Here is a 15,269-nt window from a genome sequence, read left to right on the forward strand (position 1 = left end):
TTCCGAGCCGAAGCGCTTCCTGTACGAAGGAGTCGAAGTGATGCGCCACCCGCAGAAGATCCTCGCTGCCAGCGCGCTGGTCGCGGTCGTCCTGGGCGGGATCGCGGCCCCCGCGGCCGTCGCCGAGAACCATCCGCCGAGCCCTGGCGAGAACCACGGCACGCTCGCGCCCCTGGAGCACCACGGCACCGTCGTGCCACTGGAGAACCACGGCACGCTCGCACCGCCCGACCGCAACCAGGACGTCACGCCCCAGCGGTAGCGGGCCCGCCCTCCCGCTCGCGTCAGGGCGTCGGAAGCAGATCGGCCGGATCGGTGTTCGCCCCGCACAGCACCACGGCGACCCGCTCCCCGGCGACCGGCTGGTAGGCGCCGCTCAGCAGTGCCGCGAGCGCCGTGGCCGCGCCGTGCTCCACCACGATCCGGCGGTCGTCCCACAGGGCCTGCCGGGCTTGGACGATATGGGCGTCCTCGACGAGGACCGACCGCACCTCCGGACGCCGGGCCCGCTCCAGGGCCATCCGCGAGGTGCGCCGGGCCCCGAGCGAGTCCGCGGCGACGGACTCCACGGTGACGTCGACGACCGCGTCCGCCTCGATGGCGGCGTTGAGGGCCCGGCAGTGGCGCGGCTCGACGGCCACCACCCGGACCCCGAAGTGCTCGGCGGCGGCCGCGACCCCGGCGAAGAGCCCGCCGCCGCCCACCGCCACGACGACGGTGTCAAGGCCCTCGGGGAGCGCCGCCACCATCTCCGGCAGCAGGGTCCCGGCACCGGCGGCCACCTGGAGGTGGTCGTACGCGTGCCCGCGCAGCGCCCCCGACTCGGCGGCGAACCGCTCGGCGGCGGCGAGGGCTTCGGCGTACTCCCGCCCGACCTGGCGGACGTCGGCGCCCAGCGCCCGCAGCCGCGCGGTCTTCACCGCGGGCGCGTTCTCGGGGACGAACACCGTGACCGGGACCTCGTGGCGACGCCCCGACCAGGCCGTGGCGAGACCGGCGTTGCCCCCGGAGGCGATGACGACCCCGGCGCCCGGCATGCTCCCCTCAGCGAGGTGCGCGGTGAAGAACGCCTCGCTGCCGCGGGCCTTGAAGCTCCCGGTGTGCTGGAGGTACTCCAGCGCGAGGTGCCCCCTGGCCGCGCCGAACACCCCCGGCTCGACCGGGGCCATCGCGACCGGGCGGACATGACCGGCGATGCGGTCGGCGGCGGCTTCCACGTCGCCGTAGGCGATCCTTGACACGAGCAGTCCTCCACGAAGGTCGGGGCGGGCCAGATGGCGCCCGCGACGACCCTACGACCCTCCGATCAGCCCGCCGCCCTCACGGGGGAGCGTGCGCATCCGGTCCCGGCAGGCGCGACAGCCGCTAACGCCCGGCCCCCGCCACGCTCTCCGCCTCCGGTCGGCCCGGCCCGGTCGCGTAGGCCAGCGGCGGCGCGATGGCCTGCGCGTCCGCGCCCTCGGCCACCCACAGCGCGATGAACAGCGCGGCGGTCGCCTCCAGGAGACCGGCCCGGTCGAGCCCGCCGCCCGCCACGGGCGCACAGCCCACGTCCCCGACCAGCTCGCGCACGCGGGCCAGGGCCGCCTCGTCGTCCCCGCAGACCGGCACGGCCAGGGGCCGCCCCTCGAACACGGGCGGGCGCATGCGCCACACGTCCTCGTGGCACAGGTTGAAGGCCTTCACCACGTGGGCTTCCGGCGCCGCCGCGGCCAGCCGCCGCGCCGCCGAGGGCCCGCCCTCCGTCAGCAGCCGAAAGCCCGGTCCCACCGGATTCGAGCAGTCGATCAGCACCTTGCCCGCCAGGGCCGCCCGCAGCTCCCGCACCACGTCCGCGCCCGCCGCGAACGGCAGCGCGGCCAGCACCACCTCGCCGGACTCGGCCGCCGCCCGCAGGCTGCCCGGCCGCGCCCCGCACCCGACGCGCGCCGCGAGCCGCTGCGCCTTGTGCGCGTCCCGTCCCCCGATGGTCACCTCGTGTCCGGCCCGCACCCAGTGGGTGGCGAGCGCGTCAGCCATGTTGCCCGTGCCCAGGACGCCGATCCTCGTCACGCGTTGCCTCTCCGTCCATTCCGTCGCCGCCGCGAGTGCGAGCGGTCACATCGACGCTAGAAGGCCCGTCGGGCACCATTTGGTACGTGACCACCGACGCCTTCCTCGCCGACTGCCGCGCCCGCCTGGCCTTCGACCTGCTCTCCAACACCTGGAACGCCGTGGTGCTCTGGGCGCTGCGCGACGGCCCCCGGCGCCCGGCGGAACTCCGGGAGCGGATCGGGGGCATCAGCTCCAAGGTCCTCACCGAGACGCTGCGGCGGCTCCAGTTCAACGGCCTGGTCGACCGGCGGGCACACCCCGAGGCGCCCACGGGGGTCGAGTACGGGCTCACCGACCTGGGCCGCACCCTGCTGGCCCCCATCGACGCCGTCGGCGCGTGGGCCTTCGCGTACGGGGACGAGGTCATGGCCGCCCAGGACGCGGCCGCCCGCGAAGCCTCCGCCCGGGACTGACCGCCCGGCGGGCCGATCGGTGGGCCGATCGGGTGGGTGATCGCGCCGACAGGGCATCGGCCGACGCCGGTGAGGTACAGGCAGAGGATGAACTATTCGACACTCGCATCCGGCAGCGGCGCGACCGCCCTGATCGTGATCATCGGGGTGGCGCTCGTGGTGGCGCTGCTCTACCTCTTCTGGCGCGGCAAGCGGCGCGTGGAGCAGCGGCCGAACCCTCCGCAGAAGCCCCAGCCGCGCTCCGACTCGTGGGACACGCCCGACTCGCAGGACCGCGACTGACACCCGCGCCGAGGCCGCAGTGGGCCTCGGCGGCGGCCCTGCCGACGGGCCGCACGCCCCCACGCGCCCCCGCACGGCCCCGGTGAGGGCGTCCTACCGACGCCTCGCCGGGGCCGTTACCGTCACGCGGGTGGCCAACTCCTACGCAGAGCTAGCTCGTTACTACGACCTGATCATGACGTCGGGGTACTACGACCACGACGCGTACGCACACGAACTGGCACCCCTCATCGAAGACCGCCACGACGTCCTGGAACTGGGCGTCGGCACGGGGCTGGCCTGCGAACGCCTGCTCCCACTGGTCCCGGACCACGTGCGGTTCACCGGCGTCGACCACACCGCGAGCATGCTGACGCGGGCCCGGGCACGGCTGGGCGACCGGGTGCGACTCGTACACCAGGACGTCCTGACCATGGCGCCGGGCCCGGCGTTCGACGTCGCCTACTCGGTGGGCGGCGTCTGGCTCTGGCTGGGCGACGCCGACCGCGCCGACCTCGGCAGCCACCTCCTGGACGACGGCGACAACGCCAAGGGCCTCGCCAACGTGGCCGCGGCCCTGCGCCCCGGCGGCCTGCTGCTGCTCTCCGTCCAGGAGGCGCACCGCCCCTACCGGCGCCCGCTGCCCGGCGGCCTGGTGTACGCCCAGGAAGTCGGCGAGCGCGAAGACGGCCGGATCACCAAGGACTACTACGTCCTGCGCGACGACACCGTGCTGGCCCACCAGCGTTCCACTTACCGCGTGTTCCCCGAGGCCGACGCCGATCGGCTCCTGGCCGGGGCCGGGTTCCGCCCGTTAGGGGAGACGGCGACGAGATTCCGCCCGTACGTCCGAGGCTGACCGGTCGGCCCTTCCGGACGCGGCCGGGCCCGGAAGGGCCGATGAGTCCGGCCTCGGTGCGCCGTCTACACAGATGAGCCCGGGGCGAGGACCCGAGCCACCAAGGCCAACGGCCAACAAGAGGACGACGAGGAGCGTGCACACCGTGAATCAGGAGACCCTGAGCGCCACCCTGAAGGTCGACGTGCCAGCCGCGAGCGTGTTCGCGGTGCTGGCGGACCCGACGACCCACGCCGCGATAGACGGCACCGGCTGGGTGCGGGAGCCGGTCGACCGGGCGCCGCTCACCGAGACGGGACAGGTCTTCCGCATGAGCATGTACCACGCCAACCATCCGGACGGCGACTACCAGGTGGCCAACCAGGTCAACGTCCTGGACGCGCCGCACGCCATCGGCTGGCGGCCGGGGCAGGAGAAGGAGGACGGGCGCCTGGAGTTCGGCGGCTGGTTCTGGCGCTACGACCTCGTGCCCCTCAGCCCGTTCGAGACCGAGATCACGCTCACCTACGACTGGTCGCAGGTGCCCCCGCCCGTCCGGGAGATCATCCAGTTCCCCCGTTCGACACCGAGCACCTGGCCAACTCGCTCAACCACCTGGCGCAGCTCGCCGCGCCGACGGCCCAGGCCTGAGGCCCGATCCGGGGTGCGGCTGCCGCAGCCCCTGGAGGAGCAGCCCGATCAACCGGCGGGGGTCGTAGCGGGGGTCGTCGTCCCGTCCGGCGCAGAGGTTGCCGACGCCGCGCATCAGCTCGTACGGCTGGACGCCGGGCCTGATGTCACCGGCGGCGACCGCGGCGTCGAGCAGCTCGGCGCAGACGGGCAGCAGACGGTCGAGGAACTGGGTGTGCAGCGCGGCGAAGCGCTCGCTGTCGGACCGCAGGGCGTCGGCGAGGCCGTGCTTGGTGACCAGGAAGTCGACGAAGAGGTCGATCCACTGGCGCAGCGCGTCGAACGGGGACGCGGCGTCGGCCAGCAGCCTCGGCCCGGCCTCGGCGCACGCCTCGATCTGGCGGCGGTAGACGGCGGTGACGAGGTCCGCGCGGGTCGGGAAGTGGCGGTAGAGCGTCCCCAGGCCGACGCCCGCCCGGGCCGCGATCTCCCGGATCGGCGCGTCGATCCCCGAGGTCACGAACACCTCCGCGGCGGCGTCCAGCAGCGTCTGCTGGTTGCGCACGGCGTCCGCCCGCTTGTTGCGGGCGGATGCCCCCTTGGGCTGGCCTGCTGTGGGCACCACGCTCTCCTCCCGATCGGCCGTTGACTAAACGGAACGCTGATCCGTATCGTAAGTGGAACAACGATCCGATTTAGCGTAGCTGAACGCGGGCGCTCCGCCATCCCCGCCGTCGGCCGTACGCGGCCGACGGCGGGGGCCATCGAAGGGCATGTGCGTCATGAGTGAACCTGCTGGCACCGTCACCACCCCCGCCGCTCCCGTTCCCGTCCTCTCCGTCAGCCCGGTGGTGCTGTCGGCTCCCGGCCGCGCGGTGGACCTCCAGGTGCGGGTCTCCGCGCCCGTCACCGGCGGGGAGCTGCCGGTGATCCTCCTCTCGCACGGCCTGGGCTTCTCCCGCCACCTCTCCTCGCTGCACGGCTACGCCCCGCTCGCGAACTCCTGGGCGGCCGAGGGCTTCGCCGTGATCCAGCCGACCCACCTGGACTCCCGGACGCTCACCCCGGACCCCCACGCACCCGGCGCCGCCGCGCACTGGCGCACCCGGGCCGAGGACATGACGCGCATCCTGGACCGGCTCGACGCGGTCGAGGCCGCCGTCCCGCAGCTGAGCGGCCGCCTCGACCCCAGCCGGGTCGCCGTCGCCGGGCACTCGATGGGCGGGCACACCGCGAGCCTGCTGCTCGGCGCCCGGCTCACCGATCCCGACGACGGTACGGAGGTGGACCTGGCCGACTCCCGGATCAAGGCGGGCGTCCTGCTCGCCGCGACCGGCCGCGGCGGCGCCGCCCTCACCGAGTTCACCGCCGAGAACTACCCCTTCCTCCTGACCGCGGACTTCTCCACGATGACGACGCCCGCGCTCGTCGTCGCCGGTGACAAGGACGACTCCGCCTTCCTGACGGTCCAGGGCCCCGACTGGCACGCCGACCCGTACCACCTCGCCCCGGGCCCCAAGTCCCTGCTCACCCTGTTCGACGCGGAGCACAGCCTCGGCGGGATCTCCGGATACGACGTCGCCGAGACCACCGACGAAAACCCCGAACGCGTCACCGCGCTCGCCCGCCTCACCGCGGCCTACCTCCGCAGCGAACTCCACCCCGACGACCCCACCTGGCGAACGGCCCGCGAAGCCCTCACGACCGCCCCGTCCCCCGTCGGCCGGATCGAGTCCAAGTAGGCGGATCCGATGGCTCCGCAACGCCCTTCCGTTGGTGCGGAGTACATGTTCCGGGCGGACGGGTCACGGCCCGGCGCCGAGCGGGCCACGCCCCACCGGGGCGTCCGTGCTTGGCCGAAGTTGCACTAGGCAGTCCCACCCTTGGTTCGTACCATTCCTCTCGCCTGAGGCCCTCAGCCAGCGGGTGGCCGCTCGTTCCCCAATGATCCGCCCGCTTGGCATGCCCCACTGGTTTCTCGTGGGTACATGCATCCCTCCTGAACCGCTCACGTCACTTTCAGGATTCAGGCTCCGACAACGCGATAGGAAAACCATGGCCGCTGGACTTCTCGCGAGCGGCGCGCTCACGGCGCTGTTCGCCATGTCTCTGGCTCCACCCAGCACGTCCCCAGACGTCCCCACCACTCCCCAGCCCCCCGTCGAGAAGATCCGCGTCGAGGTCGCCACGGTCAACGGATCGGGCTGCCGCGCGGGCACGGTCGCCGTGGCTCCCGCCCCGGACAGCTCGGCGTTCACCGTCACCTACAGCGACTACCTCGCCAGCGCGGGAGCGCAGTCCGCCCCCGTCGACTTCCGCAAGAACTGCCAGCTCAGCCTGATCGTGCACGCCCCGGAGAGCCACACCTACGCCATCGCCAGCGTCGACTACCGCGGCTACGCCTCGCTGCACCACGGTGTCAGCGGCGTGGAGAAGGCGTCGTACTACTTCCAGGGCTCGCCCGAGACCGAGTCCGAGAGCCACCGCTGGCGCGGCCCCTACGCCGACAACTGGCAGGCGACCGACACGAAGCCCTGGGAGGACCTGGACTGGGCCCCCTGCGGCGCGAAGCGGAACCTGAACGTCAACACCGAGTTGCGGGTCCTCGGTGCGACGGACTCCGACAAGACCAGCTTCATGACCATGGACTCGACCGACGCCAAGGTCAGCAGCGTGTACAGGCTCGCCTGGAAGCCCTGCTCGAACGGGTAGGCCCGGACCGAGCCGGACCGAGCCGAACCGGAGGCCCCACCCGCAGGGTGGGGCCTCCTTGCCGTTGGCGCCTCGCAGAGCGGCACGGGGCCTCGCGCGCTTCCGCGCCGCTCGGGGCAGTGTGAACGCTTCTGAGGGCTGTGGGCGGCGATACCGGTCAGGAGTGATCATTTGTCGACGCTTGCGGTCGAGTGGTTTGGGTGGGGTCTCTGCCTCGCACCGTCTCCCTAGGGCGGCGACAGAGTGCCGGAGAAGGGGCGGTCATGGCGGCGGAGCGGCGCGCGGGGAATCTGCCCGGAGAGACAAGTCGTCTGGTCGGGCGGCGGACGGAGCTTCAGGACGTGGCCCGGCTGTGCGGGCGGTCGCGGCTGGTGACCGTGACCGGCGTCGGGGGCGTGGGCAAGACCCGGCTGGCCCGACGGGCGGCGGGCGAACTGCAGCCGCGCTTTGCGGACGGCGTGTGGTGGGTGGGGCTGTCCCCGCTCACCGACGGCTGGGAAGCGCTCCCGTACGCGATCGCCGAGGCTCTGCCGCTGGCGGACCAGACCACCCGGCCGATGCTGGAGGTGATCGCCGAGTACCTGGCCGAGCGGCAGACGCTGCTGGTGTGGGACACCTGCGAGCACCTCGTCGAGGAGTGCCGCGAGGTGGCGGCGACGCTGCTGAGCGTCGCGCCGGGTCTGCGGATCCTGGCCACCAGCCGCCGCCCGCTCGGCCTGCACATCGAGGACATACTCGCCCTGGATCCGCTCCCGGTCCCCACGGCCGACGGCATGGCCGCGGCGGCCGACGCGGTGGTGCTGCTCGCCGACCGGGCCGCGCGGGCCGTGCCCGGATTCGCCGTCACCGACGCCAACCGCGCCGAACTCGCCGCCCTGTGCCGCCGACTGGAGGGCCTGCCGCTGGCCCTGGAGCTCGCCGCCGCCCGCCTGCGCGACCTTCCCGTGGCCGAGCTGAACCAGCGCCTGGACGACCGGTACACCATCCTCGGCAGCACCGAAGGCGAAGACCTGGACGCCGATCCGCCCTGGCACCGGGCACTGCGCACCGCCATCGGCTGGAGCCACCAGCTGTGCACGCCCGCCGAACGCCTGATCTGGGCCCGCCTCTCGGTCTTCGCAGGCACCTTCGACACCGAGGCGGCCCGCCGGGTGTGCGCCGACGCGCTGGTCTCCGGCGAGCAGGTCCCCGGCCTCCTCCAGGCACTGGTGGACAAGTCCATCCTGATCTGGGAACCGACCGGTGACGCCGAGCGCTACCGGATGCTGGACACCATCCGTGAGTACGGCGCCCACTGGCTGCGCGGCCTCGGGGAGGAGGCCACGCTGCGCCGACGCCACCGGGACCACTACCTGGCCCTGGCCCGCCGGGGCGAGGCCGCCTGGATCGGGCCGCACCAGTTCGCCTGGTACGACCGGATGACCGCCGAGCACGACAACCTGCGCGCCGCGCTGGAGTACAGCCTGACCGAACGCGGGGGCCACGTCGCGCTGGAGCTGACCGGAACGCTGTGGTTCTTCTGGCAGGAGTGCGGGTTCGCCAAGGAGGGACGGCACTATCTGGACCAGGCCCTGGCCGCCGACATCGCCCCCTCCCCGGCCCGGGTGACGGCCCTGTACGCCTGCGGTCTGCTGCTGCTCTACCTGGGCGACCTGCCCGCCCTTGAGGAACGGGCCGCCGAATGCGCCGCCCTGGCCGCACGCTTCGGCGACAGGGAGCGGACCTACGCGGCCTCCACCGCCCTGCGGACATCGGCGCTGCGCGGCGACCTGGAGCGGACGGTGGCCCAGGCCGAGGCCCTGCTCCCCGCGGGCTGGCGCGAGCAACCACCCACCTCGGTGCACCTGTCGGCCCTGGTCCTCCTCACCCACTCCCTCGTGGCCGCGGGCCGCTTGGAGGAAGCCGTCGTCTGGCTGGATGAGCTGAGCGCCGCGGGCGAGCGCAGCGGCGAGCGCAGTATGTGCGCCTGGGGCGACTTCGTCCGCGCCCAGGCCGAACTGGCCCTGGGCCGACTCCAGGAAGCACATGAGCACGCCAGGGCAGCACTGCGGATCAAGCACCGGCTGCGCGACGGCGTGGGCACCGCCCACGCCCTGGAATCGCTGGCCCGCTCCGCCACCGGCGCAGGCCGACACCGGGAGGCCGCGTGGCTGCTCGGTCTGGCCGCGCGGCTGTGGGACTCGCTCGGTCAGCCCCAGGCGGGCATTCCGGCGATGGTGGCCGCCCACGAGGCCTGCGAGCGCCGGACCCGCGAGGCCCTCGGAGCGGACGCCTACCGGGACGCCTTCGACGCCGGAGGCGCCGTCGACGAGGACACCGGCATCGCCTACGCCCTCGACCCCGCGGCACGCTCCGGCCCGCCGCCCGCGCAGCCGTTCGGGGGCGGCCAACTCGCCCCCTGAGAAGGACAGGTGGGGTGGTCGGGCGGCGGTCGGCGGACGTGGGGTGCGGTCCCCCAGGTGAGGGGACCGCACCCCGCGGCTCATCAGAGGGCGCGGGTCAGGCGCTCGGTGAGCAGCCGCGTGAAGCGGGCCGGGTCGGGCAGGTCACCGCCCTCGGCGAGCAGGGCGCTGCCGTACACCAGCTCGGCGATCTCCGGCAGCGCCGGGTCGTCGGCGTTGGCCTCGTGCGCCGAGCGCAGCGCGGTGATCAGCGGGTGCGTCGGGTTGAGCTCCAGGATCCGCTTGACCGGGGGCATCTGCTGGCCCATCGCCCGGTACATCTTCTCCAGGGTCGGCGTCATGTCGTGCGCGTCGCCGACGATGCACGCCGCCGACGTCGTCAGACGCGACGACAGGCGGACCTCCTTGACCTGCTCGGACAGGGTGGTGGTCAGCCACGGCAGCAGCGCGGCGAAGTCCTGCTCGCGCTGGGCCTTGTCGCTGTCGGCGCCCTCGTCGCCGTCGCCGGACTCGTCGAGGTCGACCTGGCCCTTGGCGATGGACTGGAGGCGGTGGCCGTCGAACTCCGGGACCTGCTCGACCCAGACCTCGTCGATGGGGTCGGTGAGGATCAGCACCTCGTACCCCTTGGCGGCGAAGGCCTCCATGTGCGGGGAGTTCTCCACCATCGCGCGGGTCTCGCCGGTCAGGTAGTAGATCGCGTCCTGGCCGTCCTTCATGCGCTCGACGTACTCGCGCAGGGTGGTGGTCTTCTCCGGGTCGTGCGTGGAGGCGGCCGACACCAGCTCGAGCAGCGCCTGGGTGTTGTCGGTGTCCTCGATCAGGCCCTCCTTGAGCGCCCGGCCGAACTGGTCCCACAGCTTCGTGTAGCGCTCGGTGTCCTTGGCCTGCATGTCCTTGATGGCGCCGAGCACCTTCTTGACCAGGCGGCGGCGTACGCTGCGGATCTGCCGGTCGTGCTGGAGGATCTCGCGGGACACGTTCAGGGACAGGTCGTGGGCGTCCACGACGCCCTTGACGAAGCGCAGGTAGTTGGGCATCAGCGCTTCGCAGTCGTCCATGATGAACACCCGCTTGACGTACAGCTGCACGCCGCGCTTGGTCTCGCGGGAGAACAGGTCGAACGGTGCCTGCGAGGGGATGAACAGCAGCGCCTCGTACTCGAAGGTGCCTTCGGCGCGCATGTGGATCGTCTCGGCAGGTTCGAGCCAGTCGTGGCTGATCTGCTGGTAGAACTCCTTGTACTCGGCCTCGGTGACCTCCGAGCGCGGCCGGGCCCACAGCGCCTTCATCGAGTTGAGCGTGTCGACGCTCCGCGTGGTGTTCCCCTCGGAGTCGGTGCGCTCGGTGGCCATCCGGATCGGCCAGCGGATGAAGTCCGAGTAGCGCTTGACGATCTGACGGATCTTCGACTCGGACAGGTAGTCGGCGAGCCCGTCCTCGCTGTCGGCGGGCTTGAGGTGCAGGGTGACCGAGGTGCCCGTCGGCAGGTCGTCGACGCCCTGGATCTCGTATGTGCCCTCGCCGTCGGACTCCCACTGGGTACCGGCGTCGGTGCCCGCGCGCCGGGTGCGCAGGGTGACCTTGTCGGCGACCATGAACGCCGAGTAGAAGCCGACGCCGAACTGGCCGATCAGGCTCTGTGCCGTGGCGGCGTCCTTGGACTCCTTGATCTTCTCCAGCAGTCCGGCGGTACCGGACTTGGCGATCGTGCCGATCAGCTCGACGAGTTCGTCCCGGGTCATGCCGATGCCGTTGTCACGGACGGTCAGCGTACGGGCGTCCTTGTCGATCTCCAGCGCGATGTGCAGGTCGGAGGTGTCGACCTTGAGGTCGGAGTCGGTCAGCGACTCCAGCCGCAGCTTGTCCAGTGCGTCGGAGGCGTTCGAGATCAACTCGCGCAGGAAGATGTCCTTGTTCGAGTAGATCGAGTGAATCACCAGCCGGAGCAACTGGCGGGTCTCGGCCTGGAATTCCAGCGTCTCGACACTGCTGCCCACTCTGGGGTCTCCCTTTCTGGAGGTACGGGATCTATGGCTGTGGATTTAACGGATCTAAGGCATGGGGAACGGCGGGGGATGGGGCCTGGGGGCCTCGGGGGCAGGGATCTGGGGCTCCATAGGCATCTGGGCATCTAGGGGCTCGTGGGTGTCCGGGCTCTCAGGCGCGGCGGCGGTTGCTGTCGTGACGGAGCCGGTCGGTGTGGCGGGTGAGGGAGTCGAGGCGGTCGGCGAGGTCGGGGTGGCGGGCGCCGAGGTGGGGGCGCATCTCGGCCAGGGGCGCGATGAGCCCGGCGGCGTCGGTGGCGCCGAGGGCGGTGCGCAGGGCGGCCTGGGCGGCGCGCGCCGTGGGTGCGAGGTCGGTGAGCGCGGTGAGCTGGGCGGCGAGGACCCGCAGGTCGGCGGCGTTCGCACGGGCCCAGGAGGTCACGCTGCGCTCGGCGGCGCGGCGGTCGCGCACCGCCTTGACGCGCTCGGCGCCGGTGTCGGCCGGGCCGCGGGCGCCGGTGGCGGTCCGCAGCCGCAGATAGCGGTTCTCGGCGGCCTGGCGGCTGGCGACGCCCATGGGGTGGGCGAGGTCGGCCCAGGTGGCACCGGCGGCGCGGGCGGTCTCGACGAGTCCCGCCTCCCACCCGGCGAGACGGGTGCGCACCTCGCGCAGCAGCAGCAGGCCGGCGAGCGCCTGCTCGGGGCCGACCCGCGCCTCGGGAGCGGCGTCCGGCGCGGGCTTCTGCGCGGTGCGGACGGCGTCGTCGATGGCGGCCAGCGCGGTGGCTGCGGCAACGAAGGAAGCTGGCCCGCCGGGCGGCGGCCCGCCGTCGGGAGCGGTGGGCTTCTCGGTCATCGCTGTCACTCTCTGGACGACATGGAGCTTGTCATCGGGCGGATGACATCTTAGGGGGATCCAGAGGGAACGCACCGGCCCTCCGCTCGGGGCGAACGCCCGGTCCAGTGGGGCGAACGCCCGGTTCAGCGCGGGTGCCAGGCGCGGCGCGAACGCCCGACGCGGCGTGTACGCCCAGTCCAGTGCCCGCGCCTGGCCAGGCGCGGGCACCTGGTCACCGCTCGCCGGGTCACCGCTCGCCGACCGGCGGCTGCCGGGCCAGGAACTCCCTGAACGCGGCCAGCTGCTTGGGGTCCATGTGTCCCTGGCGGGTGTGCAGGGCCTTGTCCTCAAGCCACGCCGCCTCGTCGGCGCTCATCTGCACCGCCACCACGGCTCCGCCGCGGGCGAAGCTCACGCGTCTGCCGTCGGCGCGCGCGTAGCGGGTGTAGGGCCCGTACTCCCGGGGGTGGGCCAGCGGCTCGGCGTGCAGGCGGCCGACGTCCCACGTCGGCTGGTCGGGGTCGCCCTCCTCCTCGGCCCGCGGCGGGGGCGGGTCCGCGGGGTGGTCGGCGCGGGCCCAGTGCTCCAACTCGGCCGCCCTGGCCGCCGGGTAGAGCACGCTCACCGGCACGTCCGCGTCGGTGAGCACCACGCGCTCGCCGGTGGACTCGACGAGCGAGGCGAGGCGCTCGTAGTCGATCGGGTTCGCGGCGCACCGGCGCTCGACGACGATCTTCAGATCCTCCATGGCGCCCGACGCTACCGGGGCTCCGGTGCCGTCGGGGTGCCGGTGCCCGCGTGGGTGACGGCCGGGCGCGGGTTCGGCCGGATGCCGTCTGTTCGCGGGCGCGTGAACGCCGGTACTTTGTGCGACCTTCGCGCTCTGGGGGGTCTCGTGAACGGTCTCCGTGCGGTGCTGGTGTGCTTCGTGATGGCGTGTACGACGGTGGTGTCGCCGACCGCCGCGGCGTCACCGGCGGTGGTGGGGGCGCGGGGCTGGTCGGCGCTGCCGGTGCCGACGGCGTCCGCGCCCGCGACCGTGCGGGACCTCGCCGCGCGCGGCCCCGGCGAGGCCTGGGCGACGGGGCACGAGGAGCACGCCGTCGACGGGGTGCGGCCGATGCTGTACCGGTGGAACGGCAGGGCGTGGACCCGGGACACCGGCTTCCCCGGCACCGGTGAGCCCGGCTCGCTCGGCAGGGTGCAGTTCGTCGGCGACGAGGTGTGGATCCTCCAGAACCACCGGGGGGAGGGGCGGATCCTGCGCCGGTCGGCGGAGGGCTGGAGCACCGTCGCCCTGCCGCGGACCCTGCGGACGTACCAGGACTTCGCCGCCGTACCCGGCGGCGCGTGGGTGGTCGGCGAGGACGACACCGGCCTGAAGGTGCTGCACTACGACGGCGCCCGCTGGACCACCCAGTCCACCCCGGACGGTGTGCTGTACGTGATGGGCCTCACCGCGCGCACCGCCGACGACGTCTGGGCCTGGGCGGACCGGAGCACCGGAGGGATGGCCGTCCTGCGCTGGGACGGCACGGCGTGGCGCGACGCGCGGGTGCCGCTGCCGCCGGGCAGCAACGTGCACACGATCCTGCTGGAGCCGTCGGGGCGGGCCACCATCGGCGGCAGCCAGTACACCGACGGCGTGCCCCGCGCCTACCTGATGACCTTCGACGGAAGGACCTGGCGCACCGCCTACCCGCCGCTCGGCGACGCCCACCTCGCGGACATGGTGCGTGGCCCGGACGGCGCGCTGTGGCTGCCGGTGCGCAGCGACCGCGCCTTCCAGTCGAGGTACGCGCGCCTGCGCGGCTCCCGCACCACCTTCTCCTACGGGCCCGAGCGCGAGGACGCGATCGACGTCAGGCCGCGAGCCCTGACGAGGGCCGGATCCTCGCTGCTGTCCTTCGGGACCGTCGAGATCTACGGCTCGAAACCCACCCTGATGAGCGAGCGGCGGGGAGGCTGACCGTGGTGCGCAGACTGCTCGTCGCGGCCCTCGCCGCCGCCCTGGCCCTCGCGACCCTGATGTCGTCGGCCGCCGCGGACACCCGCTCCTGGCAGCACGTTCCCGTCCCCGAGCAGGTGCGCCCCCAGGCCGGGCTGAACGAGGCCGTGGCGACGGGGCCCGACCGGGCGTGGGCGGTGGGCGCCGACGCCGTCGGCCGGGAGGCACCGGGGTTCCCGCTGCTGCTGCGCTGGAACGGCACCGCCTGGCAGCGCCAGCGGCTGCCCGGTGCCGGTTGGCAGGGGGAGCTGCTGTCCGCCGCCGCGACCTCGCCGACCGCCGCCTGGGCGGTCGGCCGCGACACGGCGGGCGGCGCCCGCCTGCTGCGCCTGAACGGCACCGCCTGGTCCGAGAGCCGACCGCCGCGCGGCGTCGCCCTGACGAAGGTCGTCTCCGGCGGCGGCGCGACCTGGCTGATCGGCACCCGGGAGGGCGCGCAGGCGCTGCTGCGCTGGGACGGGCGCGGCTGGCGGGACATGCCGGTGCCGCCCGGAGCCGTGTACGGCCTGCACGTCCGGGCGGCCGACGACGTCTGGGCCGCGGGCGCGGCCAGCGACGGCGCGGCCGTGTCGCACTGGGACGGCCAGCGGTGGGAGCAGACCATCGTGGACGGGTTCCCGCGGGCGGCCGTGGGCAGCGTCCTCGCGGTCTCGCCGACCGAGGTGTGGGCGGGCGGCACGGGCGGGTTCATCGGCGGCCCGCCGGGACGACCCATCCCGCCCCTGCTGGTCCGCTTCGACGGGCAGCAGTGGAGCCGGGTGAAGGTGCCCGCCGACTTCGGCTCCGTCACCTCGCTGGCTCCCACCGCCTCCGGCGAGCTGGGCTGGATCTCCGTGGCCCGCTCGCTGAAGTGGGGCCCGCCGGGCAGCTCCCCGCCGCTGGTCCCGGGACCGGACTTCCTCGCCTGGGACGGGCGGTCGTTCGCCGAGTACGACGAACCCGCGGTCCCGGGGGAGTACGACTCCTGGTCGTTCAGCCTGGCGCCGGTGCCGGGCTCGGCGACCGTGTGGTCGGTCGGCCGCGCCAGCGGCCCCAACGGCGCCTTCGCCCCGCGCGTCCTGCGGTTCGGCTGAGGCGGCGGCACA

The 15,269-nt window shown here is 73.4% G+C and carries 15 protein-coding genes; 9 read left to right on the forward strand and 6 right to left on the reverse strand.

The annotated features are described in order from the left end of the window. The first annotated feature begins 40 nt into the window (after positions 1–40). Positions 41–262 carry a hypothetical protein gene (locus ACOBQU_RS37795; RefSeq protein WP_423633816.1) on the forward strand — a complete coding sequence of 74 codons (222 nt, stop codon included), beginning with the start codon at positions 41–43 and terminating at the stop codon, positions 260–262. Positions 263–284: 22 nt separating this feature from the next. Here ACOBQU_RS37795 and ACOBQU_RS37800 read toward each other — a convergent pair whose 3' ends face one another. Together ACOBQU_RS37800 and ACOBQU_RS37805 are read right to left on the reverse strand one after the other, a co-directional pair. Next, complete coding sequence (locus ACOBQU_RS37800) at positions 285–1,241, reverse strand: serine/threonine dehydratase (protein WP_423633818.1); 957 nt, start codon at positions 1,239–1,241, stop codon at positions 285–287. A 124-nt stretch (positions 1,242–1,365) separates the two neighbouring features. Continuing rightward, positions 1,366–2,019 (reverse strand): NADPH-dependent F420 reductase, encoded by a 654-nt coding sequence (locus ACOBQU_RS37805; RefSeq protein ID WP_423634982.1) that lies wholly within the window; start codon positions 2,017–2,019, stop codon positions 1,366–1,368. Between the two features lie 119 nt (positions 2,020–2,138). Here ACOBQU_RS37805 and ACOBQU_RS37810 point away from each other — a divergent pair, with 119 nt between their 5' ends. The 3 genes from ACOBQU_RS37810 to ACOBQU_RS37820 all read left to right on the forward strand — a co-directional run bounded on the left by ACOBQU_RS37810 (position 2,139) and on the right by ACOBQU_RS37820 (position 3,627). Continuing rightward, the gene (locus tag ACOBQU_RS37810) at positions 2,139–2,507 is read left to right on the forward strand and encodes a winged helix-turn-helix transcriptional regulator (protein WP_423633820.1); all 369 of its coding nucleotides are present in this window, start codon (positions 2,139–2,141) and stop codon (positions 2,505–2,507) included. Positions 2,508–2,594: 87 nt separating this feature from the next. Beyond that, positions 2,595–2,789 carry a phage holin family protein gene (locus ACOBQU_RS37815; protein WP_423633822.1) on the forward strand — a complete coding sequence of 65 codons (195 nt, stop codon included), beginning with the start codon at positions 2,595–2,597 and terminating at the stop codon, positions 2,787–2,789. A gap of 130 nt (positions 2,790–2,919) precedes the next feature. Beyond that, positions 2,920–3,627 carry a class I SAM-dependent methyltransferase gene (locus ACOBQU_RS37820; RefSeq protein WP_423633824.1) on the forward strand — a complete coding sequence of 236 codons (708 nt, stop codon included), beginning with the start codon at positions 2,920–2,922 and terminating at the stop codon, positions 3,625–3,627. Between the two features lie 586 nt (positions 3,628–4,213). Here the strand turns inward: ACOBQU_RS37820 and ACOBQU_RS37825 are convergent. Further along, positions 4,214–4,858, reverse strand: coding sequence for a TetR/AcrR family transcriptional regulator (locus tag ACOBQU_RS37825; RefSeq protein ID WP_423633826.1), 645 nt, complete (start codon positions 4,856–4,858; stop codon positions 4,214–4,216). A gap of 160 nt (positions 4,859–5,018) precedes the next feature. Between ACOBQU_RS37825 and ACOBQU_RS37830 the strand changes: the two genes are divergently transcribed. The 3 genes from ACOBQU_RS37830 to ACOBQU_RS37840 all read left to right on the forward strand — a co-directional run bounded on the left by ACOBQU_RS37830 (position 5,019) and on the right by ACOBQU_RS37840 (position 9,350). Continuing rightward, a complete protein-coding gene (locus tag ACOBQU_RS37830) occupies positions 5,019–5,978 on the forward strand; it encodes an alpha/beta hydrolase family protein (protein WP_423633828.1) in 960 nt (319 codons plus the stop codon). Between the two features lie 313 nt (positions 5,979–6,291). After that, positions 6,292–6,948, forward strand: coding sequence for a DUF4360 domain-containing protein (locus ACOBQU_RS37835; RefSeq protein ID WP_423633829.1), 657 nt, complete (start codon positions 6,292–6,294; stop codon positions 6,946–6,948). A gap of 263 nt (positions 6,949–7,211) precedes the next feature. Continuing rightward, entirely contained in the window at positions 7,212–9,350 is a 2,139-nt protein-coding gene (locus ACOBQU_RS37840) for an ATP-binding protein (RefSeq protein ID WP_423633830.1), read from the forward strand. An 83-nt stretch (positions 9,351–9,433) separates the two neighbouring features. On the opposite strand, the gene htpG is transcribed toward ACOBQU_RS37840, so the two are convergent. The 3 genes from htpG to ACOBQU_RS37855 all read right to left on the reverse strand — a co-directional run bounded on the left by htpG (position 9,434) and on the right by ACOBQU_RS37855 (position 12,924). Beyond that, a complete protein-coding gene (htpG, locus tag ACOBQU_RS37845) occupies positions 9,434–11,350 on the reverse strand; it encodes a molecular chaperone HtpG (RefSeq protein WP_423633832.1) in 1,917 nt (638 codons plus the stop codon). Positions 11,351–11,510: 160 nt separating this feature from the next. Then, positions 11,511–12,194, reverse strand: a complete 684-nt coding sequence (locus ACOBQU_RS37850) for a type III effector protein (RefSeq protein WP_423633834.1) — start codon at positions 12,192–12,194, stop codon at positions 11,511–11,513. 229 nt (positions 12,195–12,423) lie between these two features. Beyond that, a complete protein-coding gene (locus tag ACOBQU_RS37855; RefSeq protein ID WP_423633836.1) occupies positions 12,424–12,924 on the reverse strand; it encodes a type II toxin-antitoxin system Phd/YefM family antitoxin in 501 nt (166 codons plus the stop codon). 147 nt (positions 12,925–13,071) lie between these two features. Here ACOBQU_RS37855 and ACOBQU_RS37860 point away from each other — a divergent pair, with 147 nt between their 5' ends. Continuing rightward, the gene (locus ACOBQU_RS37860; RefSeq protein ID WP_423633837.1) at positions 13,072–14,145 is read left to right on the forward strand and encodes a hypothetical protein; all 1,074 of its coding nucleotides are present in this window, start codon (positions 13,072–13,074) and stop codon (positions 14,143–14,145) included. 2 nt (positions 14,146–14,147) lie between these two features. Beyond that, complete coding sequence (locus tag ACOBQU_RS37865; protein ID WP_423633839.1) at positions 14,148–15,257, forward strand: hypothetical protein; 1,110 nt, start codon at positions 14,148–14,150, stop codon at positions 15,255–15,257. The last annotated feature ends 12 nt before the right edge of the window (positions 15,258–15,269 follow it).

The sequence above is a fragment of the Streptomyces sp. G45 genome (assembly GCF_049542095.1).
GTDB lineage: Bacteria > Actinomycetota > Actinomycetes > Streptomycetales > Streptomycetaceae > Streptomyces.

What these genes read in the sequence shown, in the direction of transcription:
- ACOBQU_RS37795 (WP_423633816.1), top strand. Translation starts at nt 41, where the DNA reads ATGCGCCACCCGCAGAAGATCCTCGCTGCCAGCGCGCTGGTCGCGGTC.
- ACOBQU_RS37805 (WP_423634982.1), bottom strand. Translation starts at nt 2,019, where the DNA reads ATGGCTGACGCGCTCGCCACCCACTGGGTGCGGGCCGGACACGAGGTG.
- ACOBQU_RS37815 (WP_423633822.1), top strand. Translation starts at nt 2,595, where the DNA reads ATGAACTATTCGACACTCGCATCCGGCAGCGGCGCGACCGCCCTGATC.
- ACOBQU_RS37830 (WP_423633828.1), top strand. Translation starts at nt 5,019, where the DNA reads ATGAGTGAACCTGCTGGCACCGTCACCACCCCCGCCGCTCCCGTTCCC.
- ACOBQU_RS37835 (WP_423633829.1), top strand. Translation starts at nt 6,292, where the DNA reads ATGGCCGCTGGACTTCTCGCGAGCGGCGCGCTCACGGCGCTGTTCGCC.
- ACOBQU_RS37840 (WP_423633830.1), top strand. Translation starts at nt 7,212, where the DNA reads ATGGCGGCGGAGCGGCGCGCGGGGAATCTGCCCGGAGAGACAAGTCGT.
- ACOBQU_RS37850 (WP_423633834.1), bottom strand. Translation starts at nt 12,194, where the DNA reads ATGACCGAGAAGCCCACCGCTCCCGACGGCGGGCCGCCGCCCGGCGGG.
- ACOBQU_RS37855 (WP_423633836.1), bottom strand. Translation starts at nt 12,924, where the DNA reads ATGGAGGATCTGAAGATCGTCGTCGAGCGCCGGTGCGCCGCGAACCCG.